At 71.5% G+C, this 19,354-nt stretch carries 13 protein-coding genes and 1 tRNA gene; 1 reads left to right on the plus strand and 13 read right to left on the minus strand.

The features are described from left to right. Positions 1–31: 31 nt before the first annotated feature. The 3 genes from E6R62_RS17795 to E6R62_RS17805 all read right to left on the minus strand — a co-directional run bounded on the left by E6R62_RS17795 (position 32) and on the right by E6R62_RS17805 (position 4,896). Positions 32–673: an IclR family transcriptional regulator gene (locus tag E6R62_RS17795; RefSeq protein WP_136214423.1), complete on the minus strand. Its 642-nt coding sequence runs from the start codon at positions 671–673 to the stop codon at positions 32–34. A 459-nt stretch (positions 674–1,132) separates the two neighbouring features. After that, positions 1,133–2,917 (minus strand): DEAD/DEAH box helicase, encoded by a 1,785-nt coding sequence (locus E6R62_RS17800; RefSeq protein ID WP_136214424.1) that lies wholly within the window; start codon positions 2,915–2,917, stop codon positions 1,133–1,135. A 464-nt stretch (positions 2,918–3,381) separates the two neighbouring features. After that, positions 3,382–4,896 carry an MFS transporter gene (locus tag E6R62_RS17805; protein WP_136214425.1) on the minus strand — a complete coding sequence of 505 codons (1,515 nt, stop codon included), beginning with the start codon at positions 4,894–4,896 and terminating at the stop codon, positions 3,382–3,384. Between the two features lie 181 nt (positions 4,897–5,077). Between E6R62_RS17805 and E6R62_RS17810 the strand changes: the two genes are divergently transcribed. Next, positions 5,078–5,149, plus strand: a tRNA-Cys gene (locus E6R62_RS17810). 60 nt (positions 5,150–5,209) lie between these two features. On the opposite strand, the gene E6R62_RS17815 is transcribed toward E6R62_RS17810, so the two are convergent. From E6R62_RS17815 to E6R62_RS17860, 10 genes are all read right to left on the minus strand, one after another. Then, positions 5,210–5,923 carry a hypothetical protein gene (locus E6R62_RS17815; protein ID WP_136214426.1) on the minus strand — a complete coding sequence of 238 codons (714 nt, stop codon included), beginning with the start codon at positions 5,921–5,923 and terminating at the stop codon, positions 5,210–5,212. Then, positions 5,920–8,268, minus strand: a complete 2,349-nt coding sequence (locus tag E6R62_RS17820; RefSeq protein ID WP_136214427.1) for a hypothetical protein — start codon at positions 8,266–8,268, stop codon at positions 5,920–5,922. The genes E6R62_RS17815 and E6R62_RS17820 overlap by 4 nt, the downstream gene beginning before the upstream one ends. Positions 8,269–8,318: 50 nt before the next feature. Then, on the minus strand, positions 8,319–8,744 hold the full coding sequence (locus tag E6R62_RS17825; protein WP_136214428.1) for a hypothetical protein: 426 nt from the start codon (positions 8,742–8,744) through the stop codon (positions 8,319–8,321). Positions 8,745–8,781: 37 nt separating this feature from the next. Further along, on the minus strand, positions 8,782–9,924 hold the full coding sequence (mycP, locus tag E6R62_RS17830; protein ID WP_240801732.1) for a type VII secretion-associated serine protease mycosin: 1,143 nt from the start codon (positions 9,922–9,924) through the stop codon (positions 8,782–8,784). 51 nt (positions 9,925–9,975) lie between these two features. Then, positions 9,976–11,397, minus strand: a complete 1,422-nt coding sequence (locus E6R62_RS17835; RefSeq protein WP_136214430.1) for a WXG100 family type VII secretion target — start codon at positions 11,395–11,397, stop codon at positions 9,976–9,978. Further along, positions 11,397–11,915: a DUF2563 family protein gene (locus E6R62_RS17840; protein ID WP_240801733.1), complete on the minus strand. Its 519-nt coding sequence runs from the start codon at positions 11,913–11,915 to the stop codon at positions 11,397–11,399. Before E6R62_RS17840 ends, E6R62_RS17835 begins: the two co-directional genes overlap by 1 nt. A gap of 167 nt (positions 11,916–12,082) precedes the next feature. Further along, positions 12,083–14,386, minus strand: a complete 2,304-nt coding sequence (locus E6R62_RS17845; protein ID WP_136214471.1) for a xanthine dehydrogenase family protein molybdopterin-binding subunit — start codon at positions 14,384–14,386, stop codon at positions 12,083–12,085. 29 nt (positions 14,387–14,415) lie between these two features. After that, positions 14,416–16,392, minus strand: coding sequence for a 2Fe-2S iron-sulfur cluster-binding protein (locus tag E6R62_RS39575; RefSeq protein ID WP_168714091.1), 1,977 nt, complete (start codon positions 16,390–16,392; stop codon positions 14,416–14,418). Next, entirely contained in the window at positions 16,389–17,303 is a 915-nt protein-coding gene (locus E6R62_RS17855) for a xanthine dehydrogenase family protein subunit M (RefSeq protein ID WP_136214472.1), read from the minus strand. The genes E6R62_RS39575 and E6R62_RS17855 overlap by 4 nt, the downstream gene beginning before the upstream one ends. Before the next feature lie 331 nt (positions 17,304–17,634). Next, positions 17,635–19,260 carry a beta-N-acetylhexosaminidase gene (locus E6R62_RS17860; RefSeq protein ID WP_136214431.1) on the minus strand — a complete coding sequence of 542 codons (1,626 nt, stop codon included), beginning with the start codon at positions 19,258–19,260 and terminating at the stop codon, positions 17,635–17,637. Positions 19,261–19,354 lie beyond the last annotated feature (94 nt).

The following is a 19,354-nucleotide window of genomic DNA, read 5'->3' on the forward strand; positions in this document are numbered from 1 at the left end:
ACATCGGCGCGGGGCGGTGGCGCGGAAGGGCTCAGCGCAGGGCGTCGGCGACCTCGCGGGCCGCGTCGACCACGCGCGGGCCGACCCGCTCGGGCACGGCGTCGGCCAGCATGACCACGCCGACGCTGCCCTCCAAGCCGGTGATGCCGACCAGTGGCGCCGCGGCGCCACTGGCGCCCGCTTCGAGCTCCCCGTGGGTCAGGGTGTACCCGGGCTCCGTGAGCGCGCCCTGACGGGCGGCCAGGATGGCCCGCCCGGCGGCCCCGCGGTCCAGCGGGTGGCGGAAGCCGGCCCGGTAGGCCACGTGGTAGTCGGTCCAGGTCGGTTCCACGACGGCCACCGCGAGCGCCTCGGTGCCGTCGACGAGCGTCAGGTGCGCGGTGGCCCCGATGTCCTCGGCGAGGGAGCGCAGCGCGGGCAGGGCCGCCTCGCGGACGAGCGGGTGGACCTGACGTCCCAGCCGGAGCACGCCGAGCCCGACCCTGGCCCGGCCGCCGAGGTCGCGGCGGACCAGGGCGTGCTGTTCGAGCGTGGCGAGCAGACGGTAGACGACGGTGCGGTTGACACCGAGGCGGTTGGAGAGCTCGGTGACGGTCAGACCGTGGTCGGTGTCCGCGAGCAGCTTGAGAACCCTGAGCCCTCGGTCGAGGGTCTGGGAGGTTTCCGCAGTCACGACGCCTCTCCCTCTTTCACTGGGCGGCGGTGACTCTCGCGGGGTGGAGCGCTGCCGGTCCCTCGGCGACGCACGGAGAGGCCGCCGGTTGCGGCCATGGCATGGCTCCGGCTGCGCTCCCGCGGCGGCGCTGCCACGGGGCGTTCGATGCGGGGACAGTAGCGAGCAGGTCCGCTTAGCGGAAGACCTCGTCCACAATCCGGGCGCCTAGCGCCGGTTTGTTCCGTTTTTTTCCGGCCCGTGTGTCAATTCGTGATGTTCTTGCGTCTGAATTTCTTTCGAGTGACAACCACTGCCCCGCGTTCATGTCCGTAGCGGACCCGCGCCGCGTCGAGCGACCGACCGAGGGACGAACGCCCCATATCGAATCCGACGTCGATCACGTCGATCAACGGTACGAGGGCCGATCGCGCACGGACCGGTCCTCGTACCCGCGGCGACGCGCGGTGACGACACGCGTCACCGCATCCGGGTGGCCCACTCCTGGACCTTCTTGATGCGCTCCCGCAGCTGCCCCGCCGTCGCCTCCGCGCTCGGCGGGCCGCCGCACACCCGGCGCAGCTCCGTGTGGATCACCCCGTGCGGCTTGCCGCTCTGGTGGACGTACGCGCCGACCATCGTGTTCAGCGACTTGCGGAGCTCCAGCAGCTCCTTGTGCGAAACCACAGGGCGCCGGTCGGCGGGCAGCTCCAGCAGGTCCGCCTCGGTGTCCGGCTTGCGCCGGCTGTGCGCGATCTGCCGGGACTGCCGCTTCTGGAGCAGCATCTGCACCTGGTCGGGCTCCAGCAGTCCGGGGATGCCCAGGTAGTCCTGTTCCTCCTCGCTGCCGGGGTGCGCCTGCATGCCGAATTCGGCGCCGTCGTAGAGCACCCGGTCGAAGACGGCGTCGGACTCCAGCGCCTCGAAGGACATCTGCTCGTCCTCGCCGGTGTCCTCGTCCTCCAGTTTGTTCGCCTCGTCCATTTCCTTCTCGGACTCGGCATAAGGGTCTTCCTCACCCTGTTTCTTCGGTTTGTCGAGAACGTGGTCCCGTTCGACTTCCATCTCATTGGCGAATCCGAGCAGGTACGGAATCGTCGGAAGGAACACGGAAGCGGTCTCGCCGCGCCGGCGTGAACGTACGAAACGACCCACGGCCTGCGCGAAGAACAGCGGTGTCGAAATGGTGGTGGCATAAACGCCCACGGCGAGGCGCGGTACGTCGACGCCTTCCGACACCATCCGCACCGCGACCATCCAGCGGTCGTCGCCCGCGCTGAAGTCGTCGATCCGCTTCGAGGCCCCGGTGTCGTCGGACAGGACGACGGTCGGCTTGCTCCCGGTGATCTCCCGGATCAGCTTGGCGTACGCGCGCGCCGAGTCCTGGTCGGAGGCGATGACGAGGCCGCCGGCGTCGGGGATGCCCTTGCGGACCTCCGTCAGCCGCTGGTCGGCGGCGCGCAGTACGTTCGGCATCCAGTCGCCGCGCGGGTCCAGCGCGGTGCGCCAGGCCTGCGAGATGGCGTCCTTGGTCATCGGCTCGCCCAGGCGGGCGGCGATCTCGTCGCCCGCCTTGGTGCGCCAGCGCATGTTGCCGCTGTAGGAGAGGAAGATGACGGGCCGCACGACGCCGTCGCCGAGGGCGTTCCCGTAGCCGTAGGTGTAGTCGGCCGACGACCGCCGGATGCCGTCGTTGCCTTCCTCGTACGTCACGAACGGGATCGGGTTGGTGTCGGACCGGAAGGGCGTACCGGTCAGCGCGAGCCGGCGGGTGGCCGGGTCGAACGCCTCCAGGCAGGCCTCGCCCCAGGACTTGGAGTCGCCCGCGTGGTGGATCTCGTCGAGGATCACCAGGGTCTTGCGTTGCTCGCACCGGTTGCGGTGCAGCATCGGGCGGACGCCGACGCCCGCGTAGGTGACGGCGACGCCGTGGTAGTCCTTGCTCAGCGGTCCGGCGGAGTACTCCGGGTCGAGCCGGATGCCTATCCGGGCGGCGGCCTCGGCCCACTGCTTCTTGAGGTGCTCGGTCGGCGCGACGACGGTCACCTGCTGCACGACGTGGTGGTGCAGCAGCCAGGAGGCGAGGGTCAGCGCGAAGGTGGTCTTGCCCGCGCCGGGGGTCGCGACGGCGAGGAAGTCGCGCGGCTGCGTCTCCAGGTATCGGCCCAGCGCACTCTCCTGCCAGGCACGCAGCTTGCTGGCGGTACCCCACGGCGCGCGACCGGGGAAGGCGGGTGAGAGGTGGTGGGAGGCGGTAGTAGTCACGGTCTCCGGTTCGTCGCTCTCGGCAGTCGTACGTAGGACAACCGGGCCACCCTACCGGTGCGGGACCGCCCCCCGACGAGGGACAGGCCCGCGACCTCGACGGGTGCGGCGAGCGTCACACGGGCCCGGTGCCCACCACCCGACTCGGCGCAGGCCCCGGGCTCGGGCCCGGGCCGAACCACGGGAGTGCCGCCCGGCCGGACCGGGGTCGCGGCGGGGTCGCGGGTCCGGGTGGGGACTTGGCCGGGTCGGGGGCCGGCGGGGCGGGGGCGGGCCTGGCCGGGGCGGCGTCAGGGTTCGGGCAGGGACGGGTCCGGCCTGGCCGGGCGGGGTCCAGCCCGGGTCGAGATCCGACGGGTCGGGGCCCGGGTGGGACTTGGCCGGATCGGAGGCCGGCGGGGCGCGGGCGGGCCTGGCCGGATCGAGGGCTGGCGGGTCGGGGCCCGGGCGAGGTCAGGGCGGGGTCAGGCCTGGCCCGGTCGAGGGCCGGCAGGGTTGGGGGCCCGGGCGGGGTCAGGGCCTGGCCGGGGGGGGTCCAGCCGGGTCGCGACCCAGGCGCCGACCAGCGCCACGGCGGCCATGGGCAGGAACACGGCCACGAACGCGGTCGGGTGCGAGGCGGTCGCGCCCGCGCCCCGCGCGAGGCCGTGCCCGGCGCCGACCGCACCCCCGCCGAGCGCCGCGAACGCCGCGCCGCCCGCCGCCAGCAGCACCACGTTCGCCAGCGCGTCCGAGATCTGCAGCGCGGCGGAGTTGGCCCCGGCCTCCTGCGGCGGGGACAACTTCATCAGCAACACACCCGTCGGTCCGATGACGAGGCCCATGCCGAAACACCCCAGACCCCACGCCAGCGCCGGCGTCCACACCGGCACCCAAGGCACCAGCACGGCCGGCGCCGTCGCGATGGCCACGGCCACCATCACCATCCCGGCCACCATCAGCCGCTGCCGGTACGGCTCCATCCGCCCCTTGGACTGCACCCACGAACCGACCGCCCACGTCAGCCCGCCGAGCGCCAGCGAGAACCCCGCCATGGTCGGGCTCAGACCCCGCTGGGTGACCAGCATCAGCGGCACGAAGCTCTCCGCCGCGATGAACGCCCCGGCCGCGACCCCGCGCAGCAGCACCACCGACGGCAGCCCCCGCCGCGCCCGGTACGTCCCGCGCGGCAGCAACCCCCGCACCGCCGGCACCAACAGGGCCGCGCCCACGACGCCCGGCAGCAGCGACAGCCACCGCAGGTCCTGGGCCGCGTACTGGAGCAACCCCGCGCCCGCGGAGATGCCGAGGGCCAGCCGGATACGCCGTCGGTCGAACGGGTCCGGGCCGTCCGCCGTCCGCACCGGGCCGCCCGCGGTCCGGCGGATCGCCGGCAGGGCCACGACCAGCGGTACGACGACCAGCACGGGGATCGCCAGGAACACCCAGCGCCACCCGAGCCGCTCGGTCACCGTCCCGGCGGCCAGCGGCCCCACGATCGACGGCACCACCCAGCTCGCGGCGAAGGCCGCCATGATGGCGGGCCTCAGCCGTTCCTCGTAGGCCCGGCTGACGACGACGTACAGGGCGACGATCACCAGCCCGCCCCCGAACCCCTGCACCGCCCGCCCGAGCAGGAACACCCACATCACACCGGCGGTCCCCGACACCACCAGCCCGGCGGCGAACGCCCCGATCCCGACGGCGAGCGGCCGCAGCGGACCCTGGAGGTCGGCCCACTGGCCGGCGAGCACCATGCCGAAGAGGCTGGTCGTGAAGTAGGCGGAGAAGGCGAAGGCGTAGAGCCCGATCCCGTCCAACTCGCGGGCCGCGACGGGCATCGCCGTGCCCACGGCGGTGGCCTCGAAGGCGATCAGGAATATGACGGAGACCATCCCGATGCTCAGCGTCCGGTACGGCGGTGCGAGGACCCCACCCTGCGACGGGGGCGGAACGGACGCGTCGGCCGTCTGGGGGACACGGGGCTTCAGGACACTCATCGCCCCAGGGTAAGGTCCGTAGCCCGGTCTCGACCCTGTCATTTTGACGGATCCGCCGCTCCGCCTCCGGGCCTACGCCCGCCCCGGTTGTGAACGGAGCATGGCAGTCGCATTGCACCCCGGCCGCCCCCCTTCCCCGCCTCCCCCACCCCCTCGTACGGTCGACCCATCACCACCACCCAGCCGTGTGCCCGAGTGGTTGAGGGACTCGCCTGCAAAGCGAGTTACGCCGGTTCGATTCCGGTCACGGCTTCCGAAGCGGCCCGCCCCGGGACTCCACCCCCGGGAGCGGGCCGCGGCTTTGCCCGTTCCGCTACCGGGTGGGGGCGGCCTTCTCCTTCACCACCAAGCGCTCCGGCAGACCACCGCCGTCCTTACAGCCCAGCTCCTTGGCCATGGCCCGCGCGGCGGAGTGGACGATGGTGAGGTTCGCCTCGCGCGGGGCGGCATCGACCGTGGTGCTCGACATGTCGCCGACGCTCGCGCGCGCCGCGATCGGCACGGACTTCTCCGGGCCACCCAGCCGCGTGCTAACACAGTCGAAGTAGAGCCGCGCCTGCCGTGCGTTGGCGAGGGCATTGCGGCCCAGGTCGTACTCCCAGTAGTAGCCCTGGCCGCTCTCACTGTGCTCGTACTTGCGCGTGGCCTCGCTCTCAATCTCGAAGCTCACGAAGACAACGTGGCGATTCATCGAATCGACCGGCCTGGCTTCACACACAGCGTCGACGTGGGATTCCCCGTTCGCTTGAAAGCCCTGCACCAACGCACGCGCCGCCGAGGACACGTCCTGGACGTCCCTGGGCGGCGGCTTGAACGCGGCTCCGGCCGTCAGCAGGTTCAACGCCCGGACGGCATCGGCAGTGAGTAGCCCCCCGGGGCACACCTCGGAACCGGTCAACTCGCGGGGAGCCTGATCCGGCTCATCGGCCCCGCATCCGCCGAGGAGCATGCCGATGGCCAACAACGGTACGGGCAACCGTCGCCAAGGCATCGCACCGAATCTGCGGGCCGGAACCACGTTGTTCATCCTCCCCACTTCTTTGGGGTCACGGGATCGTTGCCCATGTTCGCTTCGTTGCGCCCGCCTGTGGAGTAGCCGGAGCTGAGAGACTCCCGGAGATCTTCGTCGAACGGGTCCTTGTCGCTCACCGGGTGTCGACGCAAGAAGTTGTCGACCGGTGCGTACGCCAAGGCCTCACCCTGTGCGTACACCTCCGCCCTGTCGGCGTGGACCTTGCCGTCGTGGATGTCCTTCTGCCGTTGCTTCTCGTCCGCGGACCAGTCACCGACGAGGTCACCGGCAACCTGCTCCATCGCACCGGTGCCCAGGTCGACTCCGAGCGGCACCAGTACAGCCGCAGCGCCCGCGGCGGCAGCGGTAGCCGGCAGGAAGGCGACACCAGCGGCGATCACGCCAGTCGCCGCGGACTCCGTCCATCCCGTCTGCTTCTCCAGAGCCCTCTCGTAATTCTCGTTCCATTTGTCGGCCTCAGCCTGGATCTGTTTCCCACGGGACTCGTCCAAGGTTCCTTGGAATTCGCCACTCGTTCGTGCGGCCTCCCTCAAGCTGCTCTGGTTGAGCGTGCCGTCCGGGCCCACCTGGGCTTCCAAGACGGAGGCCGCGAAGAGCGATTCCGCTCTGGACATGGTCAAGTACGAGTCAGGATGCTGACCGAGACTGCTGAGGAACCTACGAGCCTCCGCGCGCTCGACTGTGACGTGGCCGTCCCCTTCTTGCCTCGCGAAGACGCTTTCACTGTCATTGCCACGTAGCGCGTAGTTGAGATCGTCGATGTAGCCGGCGCCCATACGCCCCAGGCTGTCGGAAATCGTTTCCTGCTCTTTGAGTAGCTCGGCGTCCCCGCCGTACTTGGTAACCACTTCGTGCATGACACGCGCACCGGCCTCGGTGCGGACCAGGTGGGGCGCGGGGTCGTCCCAGGCGTGGCCGAGGGTGGCGGCTTCGAGGGCGTGCCCCAAGGCGTCCGGCATGTACTTTTGGATCTTGGGGAAGTCGTCGGGGTTGAACCCCTCCATGTCGATGGTCGCGTCGTACTTCGCATGGCCGAAGAAGTCGAGGTAGTTCTTGATCGGCTTCTTGTCCGCGCCCGTACCCAGGTCCGGGTGACCGGACTTCTCCGTGCCGTCCTGGTTGTAGGCATGCGGTTCGCGCTCCGGGTCGAAGAACTGGGACGCGGCGTCGGGGCTGTGGCCCAGCGCCTCCAGGAAGCTGGTCACCGGGTCGTAGCCCGCGCCGTTGATGCCGGAGGGGTTGAGCATGTTCTTGCCGTAGCCGTTGAGCTGCCGCGACTGGTTGAAGAAGTCAGGATCCTTGGCGTGGATCTGGGTCGCGTGTTCCGCGATCGGCAGCAGAAACTTGGGGTCGTAGTTCCCGTACCGCATGATGCCGCCGAGCAGCTGGTAGCCGAAGGGCGGATTCTGCTCGTACTTCGCAAGCGGGATGCGCTCGGTGCCGAGCTTGCGCAACTCCAGCGCGAAGCTCGGCGGCAGGCTCGGTTCGGACGTGGACCGGGTCGCCGTCGCGAGGTTAAGGCCCAGGTTCTGCTGAAGCTGCTGGACGTCCTTGAGACGCTGCGGGTCCTGCTTCGCGTAGTCGTAAGTATCGGTCGACATCTGCCCGTAGAACTCCAGCGCGCCCTTGGGGCCGAGCGCCCCGTAGAACGCGGTGGAGAACTCCGCCTTCTTCGCGTTGTCCGCCAGCAGCTCGTTCAGTTCTGTCAGCTCGGCATGGGAGAGAGCGCGCCCCTTGTGCGCCAGATCGATGGCGTGCCCGGCCTGTTCGGCGGTGAGGTCGGCGTACTTGGGAGCACTGAAGTTGTGATCCTCGGCCACGTTCGCGTTGAGCAGGCGGGCCAGCGACTGGTCGACGTCGTCACAGGTGTCGATGATCGCGTCGATCTTGGCCTGCCACAGGGGCAGGTTGTCGCGGATCGACTGCTGGTAGTCGGGGTCGTGCCGTGCGGCGTTGCGCTCCGCGTCGGTGACCAGCGGGGCGGGCGAGACCTTCCCCTTGCCGTCCACCCGGAAACCGGCGGCGGGGGCCTCTTCGTCGGTGATTTTCTTCAGCTGTTCGCGGGAGGATTTGAAGGTGGCGTGCCCCTCGGTCAGAGCTTGGTGGATGCCCTTGGCCTCCTTGGCGGCGTCCTCGAACTCCTTGGCCGTCTTGTCGACGAACGACCGTCCCACGCTGGCGGTGACCCCGCGCCATTCGGCTTTGTCGGCCTTCGCCTTCATGCCGTTACGGGCTGCCTCGGCGAGTTCGTCCAGTTTCTTGACCATCGCCGCCCAGTCGCTTATCGCGGTCGCGAGCTGGTCGATGGGGGCGTTCAGGACGTTCTCGTACGACAACACGGGTCTACGCCGCCTTCCAGCGTGCCGGGGCCACTACTTGAGGTACTCGTCTACTTGAGGTACTCGTCGATCTTGGAGCTGGTGAACTCGGCGTAGAGCTGCTTCTCCTCCTTGTTGTGCGAGGAGAGGGAGTAGTTCAGGCCGTTGGAGATGGTGGCGCATCCTGCGACGAGGGTCTTCACCTGACTCTCCCAGCGGTGCGCCGCCTTGAGCAGGGCGGCCCCGGTGGCGAACCCCTCCTTGGACAGCGCTCCGGCGGCCGTGGCGGTGGAGGTGTCGGCGTGCTTGCCGTCGGTGGACAGACGCTCGTGGAGTGTGAAGGCTTCAGTGCCGACGGCCCCGATGTGGTCCTGATTGAGCTCCAGGTCCCCGCCACCGGTGCCGCCGCCGGGTTCGGTGGGGACGCGGTTGAGCCGCATGGACACGTTGGCCGCGGCAGTGGCGCGCGCGGTGGCCCACTCTTCGTCGAAGGACATGCGGTGCTCTCCTTGGGTGGGTGGGGTGTCGGGGCCCTCAGCGTCGTGAGCGCTGCTGGATGACGACCGCCGTGACTGCACCGCCGATGATCAGGCAGGCTCCGAGTCCGAGGGCGATCCAGGGCAGGGCGCTGCCGGTGTCGTCCTTCTTCGCCTGGGCCTGCGGCGCGGACTTACCGGGCGCGGGGGCGGCTTTGCCGCCGGGCGCGGGGCTGGGCGACGCGGCCGCCGCGAGGTCGGGCAGCGGGTACACGTCGGCCGGCCCGGGGTCGCCGGGCGTGGGGACCGCGATGCGGGGGCGGACGACGCCGTAGCCGACGTAGTCGTTGCGCTGCGCGCCGTCCTTGGGCTTCCCGGCGGTGTTCAGGAGGACGCGGAGGATCTGGTTGTTGGTCCAGTCGGGGTGGACGGACCAGAGCAGCGCGGCGGAGGCGGAGGCGAGGGCAGTGGCCTCGCTTGTACCGCTGCTATTACAAAGTCCTGTTCCGCCGTCGCAGCCAGAAACGATATCTTTCCCGGGCGCCACAATGTCCACGTAACGGTTGTGCTGGGACTCCTTCGTTGGCCCGCCCTTGGCGTCGACCGCCCCAACACCCACCACTCCAGGTGTCGCCGCTGGCCAAATTACGCCCTCATTGCCGTCGTTCCCAACGCTGGCAAAGATCAATTTGCCTTTACCTAGGGCGTACTTGACGGCACTGTCCAAATCGTCGCTTTGATTGATGCCGCCCATCGAAACGTTGAGAATCTTGGCGTCCGAATCAGCGGCAAAGCGGATAGCCTGAATCATCGAACGGAAGGGGGCGGTGCCATCGCCCCCGAAATCGACCCGCAGAGGTAGGATTTTCGCACCAGGTGCCAGACCAAACGCACTGTCCGCACCGCCGGGACCCTTGCCATTGCCTGCGATGACCGCAGCGATGGCCGTACCGTGGTGGCTGTGGTCAGTGCGTTCGTCACCCGTGTAGCTGGCGGAAGCGAAATTCTTACCCGGCAGCACCTGACCCTCAAGCTCAGGGATGCGCTTTACGCCGGTGTCTATTACCGCAACGGTGACATCCTTGCCCGTGCTGATCGACCAGATGTCGTCGGCCTTCATGGCATCGAGATGCCACTGCGTAGACCTAACGGTCTCCGCTTGAGCCGGAGTCGCGGCGACCCCGGCCAGCAGCAGACCCACCAGGGCTGAGGTCGCCTTCCGCATGCGCATCCCGTGCAACGTCCGTTCTGCTCAGTCGATCACTGGCGGCATAGTAGGGCGATCCGCCTGCCAGGTTTCTTCGTCCTCAGCCAGGTAATCGGGGCGTTCGCCCCCTCGGCCGTCGCGCCGCTTACCCGGGGCATGACTACCGGCGCCTGCGACGGGACCAGCTCCCGTCCCGTTGCGTACAAGGCCGGAGCCGCCTTGGGTGAACGGTCGACCACCTGTGGCTGACTGCCCGCCGATGCCGGTCTGACGGCCGCCGACGACCCCGCCCGGCTCCATGGCCAGTCGACGGCCCGCAGTTGCACCAGGGCCCCCGTGGGGACCACTCATGCCGCTTCCCATGCCACCGCCCGTCATTCCGCGTCCCATCTGGGAACCTTCCGCGCCGATGACCGTACCGCGCGGGATACCCGCGCTAGGCCCTCGGGGCGTCACCGGGCGCCCGCCGACGATGCCGGTCTCGCGCGGAGGCAACCCGAGGCTGCCGCTGGCCTTGCCGGGAGGCATGGTCGGACGCGGGAATGTACCTCCGCCGACCGGCTTGGCCGAGTTGGTGGTCGGGGGAAGCGTAAGCGGGGGAACTACCTGAAGAGGGGAAGGGCCGCCTCTCGGAACGACCGGCCCCGGGCCAGTCGGCAGATTAACCGTCGGAGGAAGGCTCGCAGGCGGCAGCGTGCCGACGGTGTTCAGGTCTACGTTGACGTTACGGTCGGGAGCTGGCTGAAGTCCTCCGGTTGTCGGAGCCACAGTTGGGGGCAGTTCCGATCCGGAGTGCGGGTGGTATGCGGACTTACTTGCGCTCCCGCTGCTGCCCGGTGTCGATGTCGTGTACCCGGAACCGACGCCCGAGTCAGAGCTATCGCTAGGCCCAGTGCCCGGGCGCGCCACATCGGAGGAGGTGACGGCATAGTCCCCGCCTGGTACGAAGCGCGCCGGCGGCGGCGGGAACGTCGGGGCCTGCGCCGCGTTCATGTTGCGCGACGACTCGTCGTACGACTCTGCCAGCTTCTTCAGCTGCTGCACCGCCTGGAGGCGGTCCGCCTCCAGCTTCTGCGCCGCCAGTGAGCCGATCTTCGCCGAGTCCGGGTCGTTATGGAACTTGCGCGCGGCCTCCAGGTTTTCCTTGGCCGACGTGTCGACGCCCGGTGTGGTCTGGGCCTCGTACATGTGCTGCGTCGCGATCGTCATCCACTTCGAGGCGTCCTTGCTGTAGTCCGCCAGACGCAGCGTCGCGTTGCCCGCCGAGTTCACCCAGGTCTGGAAGGACGTCGCGGCCTCGCCTTCCCAGCCCGACACCTTGTGGTTCTTGAGGTTCTCGCCGATCTCCTTGATCGCGATGGCGGCTTCCTCAAGCTGGGTCGCCCGGGCGCGGACCACCTCCGGCTTGATCGAGGCGATCATCGCCATGAGCTGTTCGTGGGTGTAGCCGTCGAAGCTCGTCACCATCAGTAATCGACCTCCGTCTTGCTCGGCGCCGGCGTGGGTGTCTGGCCGCCCTGCGGTTGCTGCTGCGGCTGGTCGTGCCCGGCCGAGGGATCGCGGTCGCGGACGTAGTGTTCCTTCGCCCGCTGCGCGATCGCCAGCATCCGCTGCCGCGTCTCCTCGTCCATGTCCGCGAACCCCTTGCCGCCCGTGAGGATCGCGATCCCGAGACCCTCGATCTGGTCCGCCAGGCCCTTCGACAGGGTCGTCAGCTGCGTGTGCACGGTCCCGTATGCCTTGAACAGCGCGTCCGCCTCCGCGAACCCTGTGCCCAGCGTTCCCGCCGGCAGCGTGCCGTCCTGGAGCTTGTTCGGGTCCGCCTGGGAGCCGCCGAGCTTCTTGAGCTGGGCGTCGACCAGCTTCTTGAAGCCGTTCAGCGTTTCGTACTCGACTTCCAGCGCCTTCGCCTGGCGCATGATCGCGTCCGCCAGGCCGTTGCTCGCGCCGACGATGCCTGCCAGCCCGCCGTTCTCCTCCGCCACGATGGCCTCCCCGACTCCCCGTCATCCCCGTGAACCCCTTCGGGAGCGGCGCCCGCACAGCGTCCCCGCCCCCGTACCGATCACTCTAGCGACCGGCGCCGACAGCCCCAAGCGCCGGGTTGCACCTGCAAGGCGGGGTCGACCGGGCCCCAACCCCGGTCAGGGGGTCAGGAGTTCGGTACCGCAACCGCCGCCGATGGCCGGATCGGGAGCCTGTTCACCGGGCGGCCCGTCGCCGATCGGACCGCCGAGGCGATGGCCGCCGGGGTCGTCACCACCGGGACCGCGCTCGCCGCCTTCGCGCCGAACGGGGCCACCACGTCCCGCTCTTCCACCAGCTTCACGATCCGCACCGCCGGGGCGTCCAGCGACGTCGGCAGGGCGTAGCCGGTCAGGTCGGGGTGGCGGATCACCCCCGCCACCGAGCGGAGGTTTTCGGTCAGCGCAGCGCCCACGCCCTGCGTGACGCCCGCTTCGATACGGGCCTCCAGCTGGGCGGGGTTGAGGATCCGGCCCACGTCCTGCGCCACGGCCAGTTCGACCACACGCACCGAGCCGAGCTCCACGTCGACGTCCACCACCGCGCGGATCGCGCAGAACGCGAGGCCTACGAAGGCGTCGCCCTGGCCGTGCTCGTCCAGGGGTTCGGTCGGGTGGGGGCGGCACTGGGCCGTCGCCCAGAGTTCCTTGCCTGTCATGGCCTCCGCCACCGTGGTGGAGAACGCGCCGTCGTACGACGTGATCCGGCCGTCCTGGATCTGGAGGAGCTCCGTCGACATCCCCAGCTTGTGGGCCATCGGCTGGAGGAGTTGGGTGCGGACCATCTTCGCGGCCCGCTCGACCGCGCCCCCCGACACCCAGGTGTGGCGGCCGTGCGCCGCCGGACCGGCCGGCGGCTGGTCGGTGTCGACCGGGGCCGTCACGACCTCCTCCACGCCCAGGATCTCCTGGACGATCTGGCGGGCGAGCGTCGAGAAGCCCTGGCCGGTGTCGACGGCCGCGCAGATGACGGTCGCCACGCCGTCGACCACCTTCACGGTGGCGGTGGAGACCTCGTCGGCCCCCTCCGCTCCGAGCATGTGCACCATGCCCACGCCGTACCCGACCCCGCGCCGGACCGCGCCCGGCTCGCCGGCGCCCTCCGGGCCGCCCGGCAGCAGCCACTCCTCCTCCGGGGTGTCCTTCGGGAGTGGGGGAAGGGGGAAGTCGCGTACGGAACGCAGGAGTTCCGCGACCGGCGCCGGGCAGGTCACCGTCTGCCCCGTCGGCAGCAGGTCGCCCGTGGCCAGTACGTTGCGCATCCGCAGTTCCGCGCCGTCGATGCCGAGCGCGGCGGCCAGCTTGTCCATCTGGCCCTCGTAAGCGGCGCACACCTGCATCGCGCCCTCGCCCCGCACGTGTCCGGAGGGCGGGTTGTTGGTGCGTACCGCCCAGCCCTCGACGAAGGCGTGCGGCACGACGTACGGGCCGCACGCGAAGGCCACGGCCGCCGCGAGGGACTCCGCGGAGGCGTCGGCGTAGGCGCCCGCGTCCATCAGGATCTGGGCCTCGACCTTGACCAGTCGGCCCTCCGCGTCCGCGTGGTGGCGGTAGCGCAGCAGCGTCGGGTGGCGGTGGGCGTGGCCGAGGAAGGACTCCTCGCGGGTGGCGGCCAGCTTCACCGGGCAGCCCGTGCGGAGCGCCAGCAGCCCGAGCGGGAGTTGGAAGGCGGGGTCCTCGCGGTCGGCCGTCGCGCCCGGGACGCCGGTGACGACGACCCGTACCCGGTCCGGCTCCAGCCCGAAGCAGGCCGCGGCCAGGTCGCGGTCGGTGTGCGGGTCGGTGGAGGCGGTGTAGATCTCCACTCCCCCGTCGGGTCGCGGCACGGCCAGCCCGGCCTCGGCGCCGATGGGTGCGGGGTCCTGGCGGCCGATCCGGTACAGGCCCTCGACGACCACCTCGCCGGTGGCCTCGGGGTCGCCGTAGCGCAGCGGGATGTGTCGGATCAGGTTGCCGTCGGGGTGCAGGGGCGGGGCGCCGAAGGAGTGCTCGGGGTCGGTGATCGCGTCCAGCGGCTCGTACTCGACCGTGATGGCGGCCGCGGCGAGGCGCGCCGTGTCGGGGTGGTCGGCGGCGACGGCGGCGATGGGCTCGCCGTGGTGGCGGACCACGTCGTGGGCGAAGACGGGCCGGTCGGCGATGCGGCGGCCGTGGGTGGTGGCGCCGGGGACGTCGGCGTGGGTGACGACGGCGCGCACGCCGGGCATGGCGGCGGCGGCCGTGGTGTCGATGGAGAGGATGCGGGCGTGGGCGTGCGGGGAGCGGAGCACGGCGGCCCAGAGCAGGCCCTCGGCCCACAGGTCGGCGGCGTAGGGGAAGGTGCCCTCGGTCTTGGCGCGGGCGTGCGCGGAGGGGACGGAGACCCCGATTCCGCGCAGGACTTCGGGGGCTTCCTCCCCGCTGCTGCCGCCGGTCGCCACCGTCGTCGTCATCAGGGTGGTCGTGGCCGCGTCGTGCCCGCTCACGCCATGCCTCCGTTGTGGTGGATGCCGCCCTCGCCCGGTGCGGCCTGGTGCGGGATGCGGGGCTCGGCGGTCGCCGAGTCGTCCGCGGTGACGGCCTCGCGCTCGGCCACGACCTCGCGGACCGCCTCGATGACGCCCTTGTAGCCGGAGCAGCGGCAGAGGTTGCCGCAGAGCGCCTGCCGGGTCTCCAGCTCGCTGGGGGCGTGGTTGCCTTCCAGCAGGTCGTGGATGGTCATGGCCATGCCCGGTACGCAGAAACCGCACTGCACCGCACCCGACCTGCACAACGCCTGCTGCACGTCGGAGAGTTCCCCGTCCGTCGCGAGCCCCTCGACGGTGCGGACCTCGCTGGACGCGGCCGTCGCGGCCGGGACCAGGCAGGACGCGACGAGGCGTCCGTCGACCTGCACCGCGCAGGCCCCGCACTCGCCCTGCGAGCAGCCGTCCTTGGCGCCGGCCAGCCCGAGGCGTTCGCGCAGCACGTACAGGAGGGATTCGCCGATCCACGCACCGGTGACGGGCCGGTCGGCCCCGTTGACGCGCAGGACGTACGAGGCGAGCGGGTGCTCGTGGTGCGGGGCGGGGGTGTCGATGGGGATGTCGTCGTACGTCGCGTCCCCGGCCGGGAAACCGGCGGTGGTGTCCGCACCCGGGAGTGCCTCGCCGCTGTCGGTGTTTCCCGCACCCGGCGCGTACACCGCGGCGGCTTCGCCCACCGGCACCTGCGCGGCCCCGCCGAAGGTGTGCCCAAGCTCCGGCTCCGGCTCCGGCCCGTGCCCCGGCTCCGGCCCGGCCCCGGGAGCGCCGAACCCGTGCCCCGCCTCGGGCTCCGACCCGTGCGCCGCCTCGGGCTCCGATCCGTGCGCCGGCCGGGGCTCCGGTCCCGTGCCGGACTCCGCCATCGACCCCGCGAATCCGTGCCCGTCCCCGGGCCCGGCCTCCGCGCCCACCGGACGCGGCCGTTCCTCCTCGACCGGCATCCGCGCCGCCCCGTGGGCCGCGTCGATGTCCGGAGCGGCGTACACGGCGGGCTCCGGCTCCGGCTCCCCCATCGACCCGGCACCCGACACCGGGACCGACCCGGTCATCGAGACCGACTCCGGCAGCGGGACCGACTCCGGCAGCGGCGTGCCCACGCCGGGGCCGCCCAGCACGCGGGGACCGCGCCCCGGCGCACCATCCGCCGGGCCCGGGTCTTCCGCGCCCGGCAACACGCCGGAGCTCATCGAGGTGTCGTACGCCGGCGTCGCCCAGGGCGCCGCGGCGCCGCCCGGCAGGGTCGCCGGGGCCTGGCTCCAGTCGGAGGACGCCGTACCGGCCCCGAACGCCCACTGACCGGTGGCCTGCGGGTCCTCGGCCTGTTCCGCGCCCGGGAAGTGCCATTCGGCCGTGGACCCCGGGTCGGGCTCGTGTCCGGTGTCCGGCCGGTACCCGTCCTGCCGGCTCCCGTCCGGCCGGTATCCGTCCGACTGGTAGCCGTCCGACTGGTAGCCGTCCTGTTGGTAGCCGTCCGGCCGGTGTCCCGCGTCCTGTCCGGGGCCCGCGTCGTCCCGCGCGCCATCGGCGAACGCCGCCGCCACCGAGGCCGGGAGCGGGATCGAGGCCGGGATCGGCGCGCGCGCCGGAGCGGCACCCGCGCCACCGTCCGTACCGGCCGCCTCGGGCCAGGGCGTCGGCATCGTCCACGTACCGGTGGCCGAGGGGTCCGTACTGGCCGAGCCCAGCGGCACGATCATCGGCGGGGGCACGTACCCGTGCCCGGGCGCCGCCAGCGGCTCCCCGCCGTCGAGGGCGTCCAGCATGTCCTGCGGCAGCTTCACGAAGGCCGTGGCCTCGGAGTCGTACTCGCCGCCCTGCGGCACCGGTTCCCAGCCCCAGGCGGCCCCGGCGTGACCCGCCGCGTCCGCGCCTGCGGCGGTCCCCGCGGAGCCCGCGCCCCCGGTCGTTCCGCTCACGTTCTCGTTCTCACTCATGAGGTCAGCGCCCTCCCCAGGGCCCTCCGTGCCAGTACGGCCACCGTCCGCCGCAGATGCAGTACCCCGGCGGCCACCGGTTCCCCCTGGTCGGGCACGCAGGCGGCCGCGACGTACTCGCCGAACGCCTCCAGCGCCTCGGGGGCCAGGCCGCGTTCGCCGTCCCAGTCGATCAGCGAGGCCACCCACTGCTCGGCCTCCAGCGGCCGCAGCGGCATCGGCGCGACCGCGCCGATCGCGCAGCGCACACCCCGGCGCGCGGGGTCCAGAACAAGCCCCACGGACGCCACCGCGCGCCCCGGGCCGGTGCGCCCCGTCGCCTTCAGGAACACCTGCGGCGCGTGCAGCAGCGGCACCCGGACGAAGCCGATCAGCTCGCCCGGCCGCAGCATCTCGCGCCCGGCCAGCAGGTGGGAGACCGGGATCTCCCGCCGGGCCACGCCCGAGTCGCCGAGGCCACCGGGCCCGACGATGACGAGGACCGCCTCCAGCGCCGCCAGCACCGGCAGCGCGTCACCGGTCGGGGCGGCCGAGGCGATGTTCCCACCGAGAGTGCCCGCGTTGCGGATCTGCGGCGGCCCGGCGGCCCGTGCGGCGGCAGCGAGCGCCGGGATGAGGGCGGCGAAATCCGGCCGCCCCATCCGGGCGTGGGTGAGCCCCGCGCCGAGCAGCGCGTGGCCGTCCTGGTACTGCCAGCCGCGGATCTCGTTGATCCGGCCGAGGCCGACGAGCGCGGCCGGCCGCAGCAGTCCCGCGTTGACGGCGGCCATCAGGTCGGTGCCACCGGCCACGGGCACGGCGGCGGGCATGGCGGTGAGTGCCGCGACCGCCTCGTCGAGCGAGGTCGGCAGCGTGACGGACTGCACCGCCTGAGGCCCCTGAGGCCCCTGAGGTGAATGCGGTGTGTGCAGTGCATGCGGTGCGTGCGTGGTCAACCCAGCTGCCCCTTCCCGATGTCCCGGTCCCGGCGCTCACGCCTGTCCGCCGTACGGTACGTGCTCACCGCCGGGACGTGGCAACTCTGGCACATCTTCCGGGTCTCCCGGCGCGAGGGTCGCCCTCGCAGCACGCGCGCCCCCGCCACCTTCGCCGTGACCCCACAAGTCCCCCGCTTTCGCCGGGTTTCGGCCGAATCGGCAAAGAATTCCGACAAATCCCGCAAGTTTTCCCAACCCACCGGAACGCTTGCGAAACCCTGCGAAGCACCCCGTCCGGCGCTCCACCGCGAACCGGTTGCCCGGGTCACACGATTGGGGGCTCCCCTTCGATCGGCCGTCCGCGCACACCCGGGCGCCGCTGCCGGGGCGACGGCCCCCCGGGCGGCCGGTAGTCCACCCCGAGCGCGTCGAGCCGCGCGTAGTGGCCGGCCATCCGCGCCTCGAAGGCCTCCGCGTCCCGCTTCGCCGGCTCCGGCAGTCGCGACCACACCACCTCGGCGAAAGCGGCCAACCGGGGGAACGCCTGGTAGTCGACGCGGCTCTGGTTTTCCGTCACCTCGGTCCACAAGTTGGCCTGCGCGCCCAAAACGTGCGCCGCCGCCTCCGGCGACAATGTCGGAGGAACCGGCTCGAAGCGGTACACGTCGGCCAGGGTCCGCACGTATCCGATCGGCATCGGCTCATCGGGGCCGGCCGCCTGGCGGTGGTCCAAGTACACGTGTTCCTGGGGGCACATCACCACGTCGTGGCCCGCCTCGGCCGCGGCGACGCCGCCGGCGTAACCGCGCCAGGAGGACACCGCCGCGCCCGGTGCCAGGCCGCCCTCCAGGATCTCGTCCCATCCGATCAGGCGTCGGCCGCGCTCGGCGAGCCAGCGGTCGAAGTGCCGGATGAACCAGGACTGGAGGCCGTCCTCCCCGTCGAGTCCCAACTCGCGGATGCGTGCCTGCGCCGCCGCGGACGCCCGCCACTGTGCCTTGGGGCACTCGTCGCCGCCCACGTGCACGAAGGGCGAGACCTCCGCCGGGAACAGCTCCAGCAACTCCTCGAAAACCCCTTCGTAGAAGCGCAGTACCGCCTCGGAGGGCGCCAGTACGTTCTCGCTGACGCCCCAGTCGTCCCACACGCCCAGCGCGGCCGTGTCCACGACGTCGGTGTTCCCCAACTCGGGATAGGCCGCGATGGCCGCCTGCGAGTGCCCCGGCACGTCGATCTCGGGAACCACCCGGACGTGGCGCTGCGCCGCGTAGGCGACGATCTCGCGGATGTCGTCCTGGGTGTAGTGCCCGCCGTGCGGCGTCTCGTTCCACAGGGGCGAGGCGCGGTGGCCCCAGCGGCTGCGCGGCCGCCACGCGCCGACTTCGGTGAGTCTCGGGTGGCGCTTGATCTCCACCCGCCACCCCTGATCGTCGGTCAGGTGCAGGTGCAGGACGTTCAGCTTGTGCGCCGCGAGCAGGTCGATGTAGCGCAGCACGCCGTCCTTGGGCATGAAGTGCCGGGCGACGTCGAGCATCATCCCGCGCCATCCGAAGCGGGGGCCGTCGTCCACCACCCCGTGCGGGAGTTCCCAGACGCGTCCCGGCAGCGGGGCCCGGCGGTAGGCGTCGGGGCCGAGCAGTTGACGCAGCGTCTGGGCGCCCCAGAACACGCCGGCCGCCGACCCGCCCGCCAGCTCCACCCCGTCCCCGGCGATCACGAGCCGGTACTCCTCGCCCGCCAGGCCCGCGTCCAGCGCGAGCCGTACGTCGCCGCGCGCGCCCGGCGCCGCTTCGGGGAAGGCGAATCCGGTGGCGGCCCCCAGTTCCCGCCGCAGCCAACCCGCCACCCCCTCGGTCCCGGGGCCGGCGGCCGACGTCGTGGCGGGCCCCAGCCTCAGTCGTGGCGCGCCCGGGCGGAAGTCGGCACGCCGGGGTTCGGGGATCAGGTCCATGCTCGGCCCTTCGCGACAGCGCGTCGCGCCCCGCGCAACACCCGTTCCGCGCGGCGCCCGTCGGGCCGACCCTACTGGCGCGCGCAACGCCCCC

Source organism: Streptomyces sp. A1136, assembly GCF_004795055.1.
GTDB lineage: Bacteria > Actinomycetota > Actinomycetes > Streptomycetales > Streptomycetaceae > Streptomyces.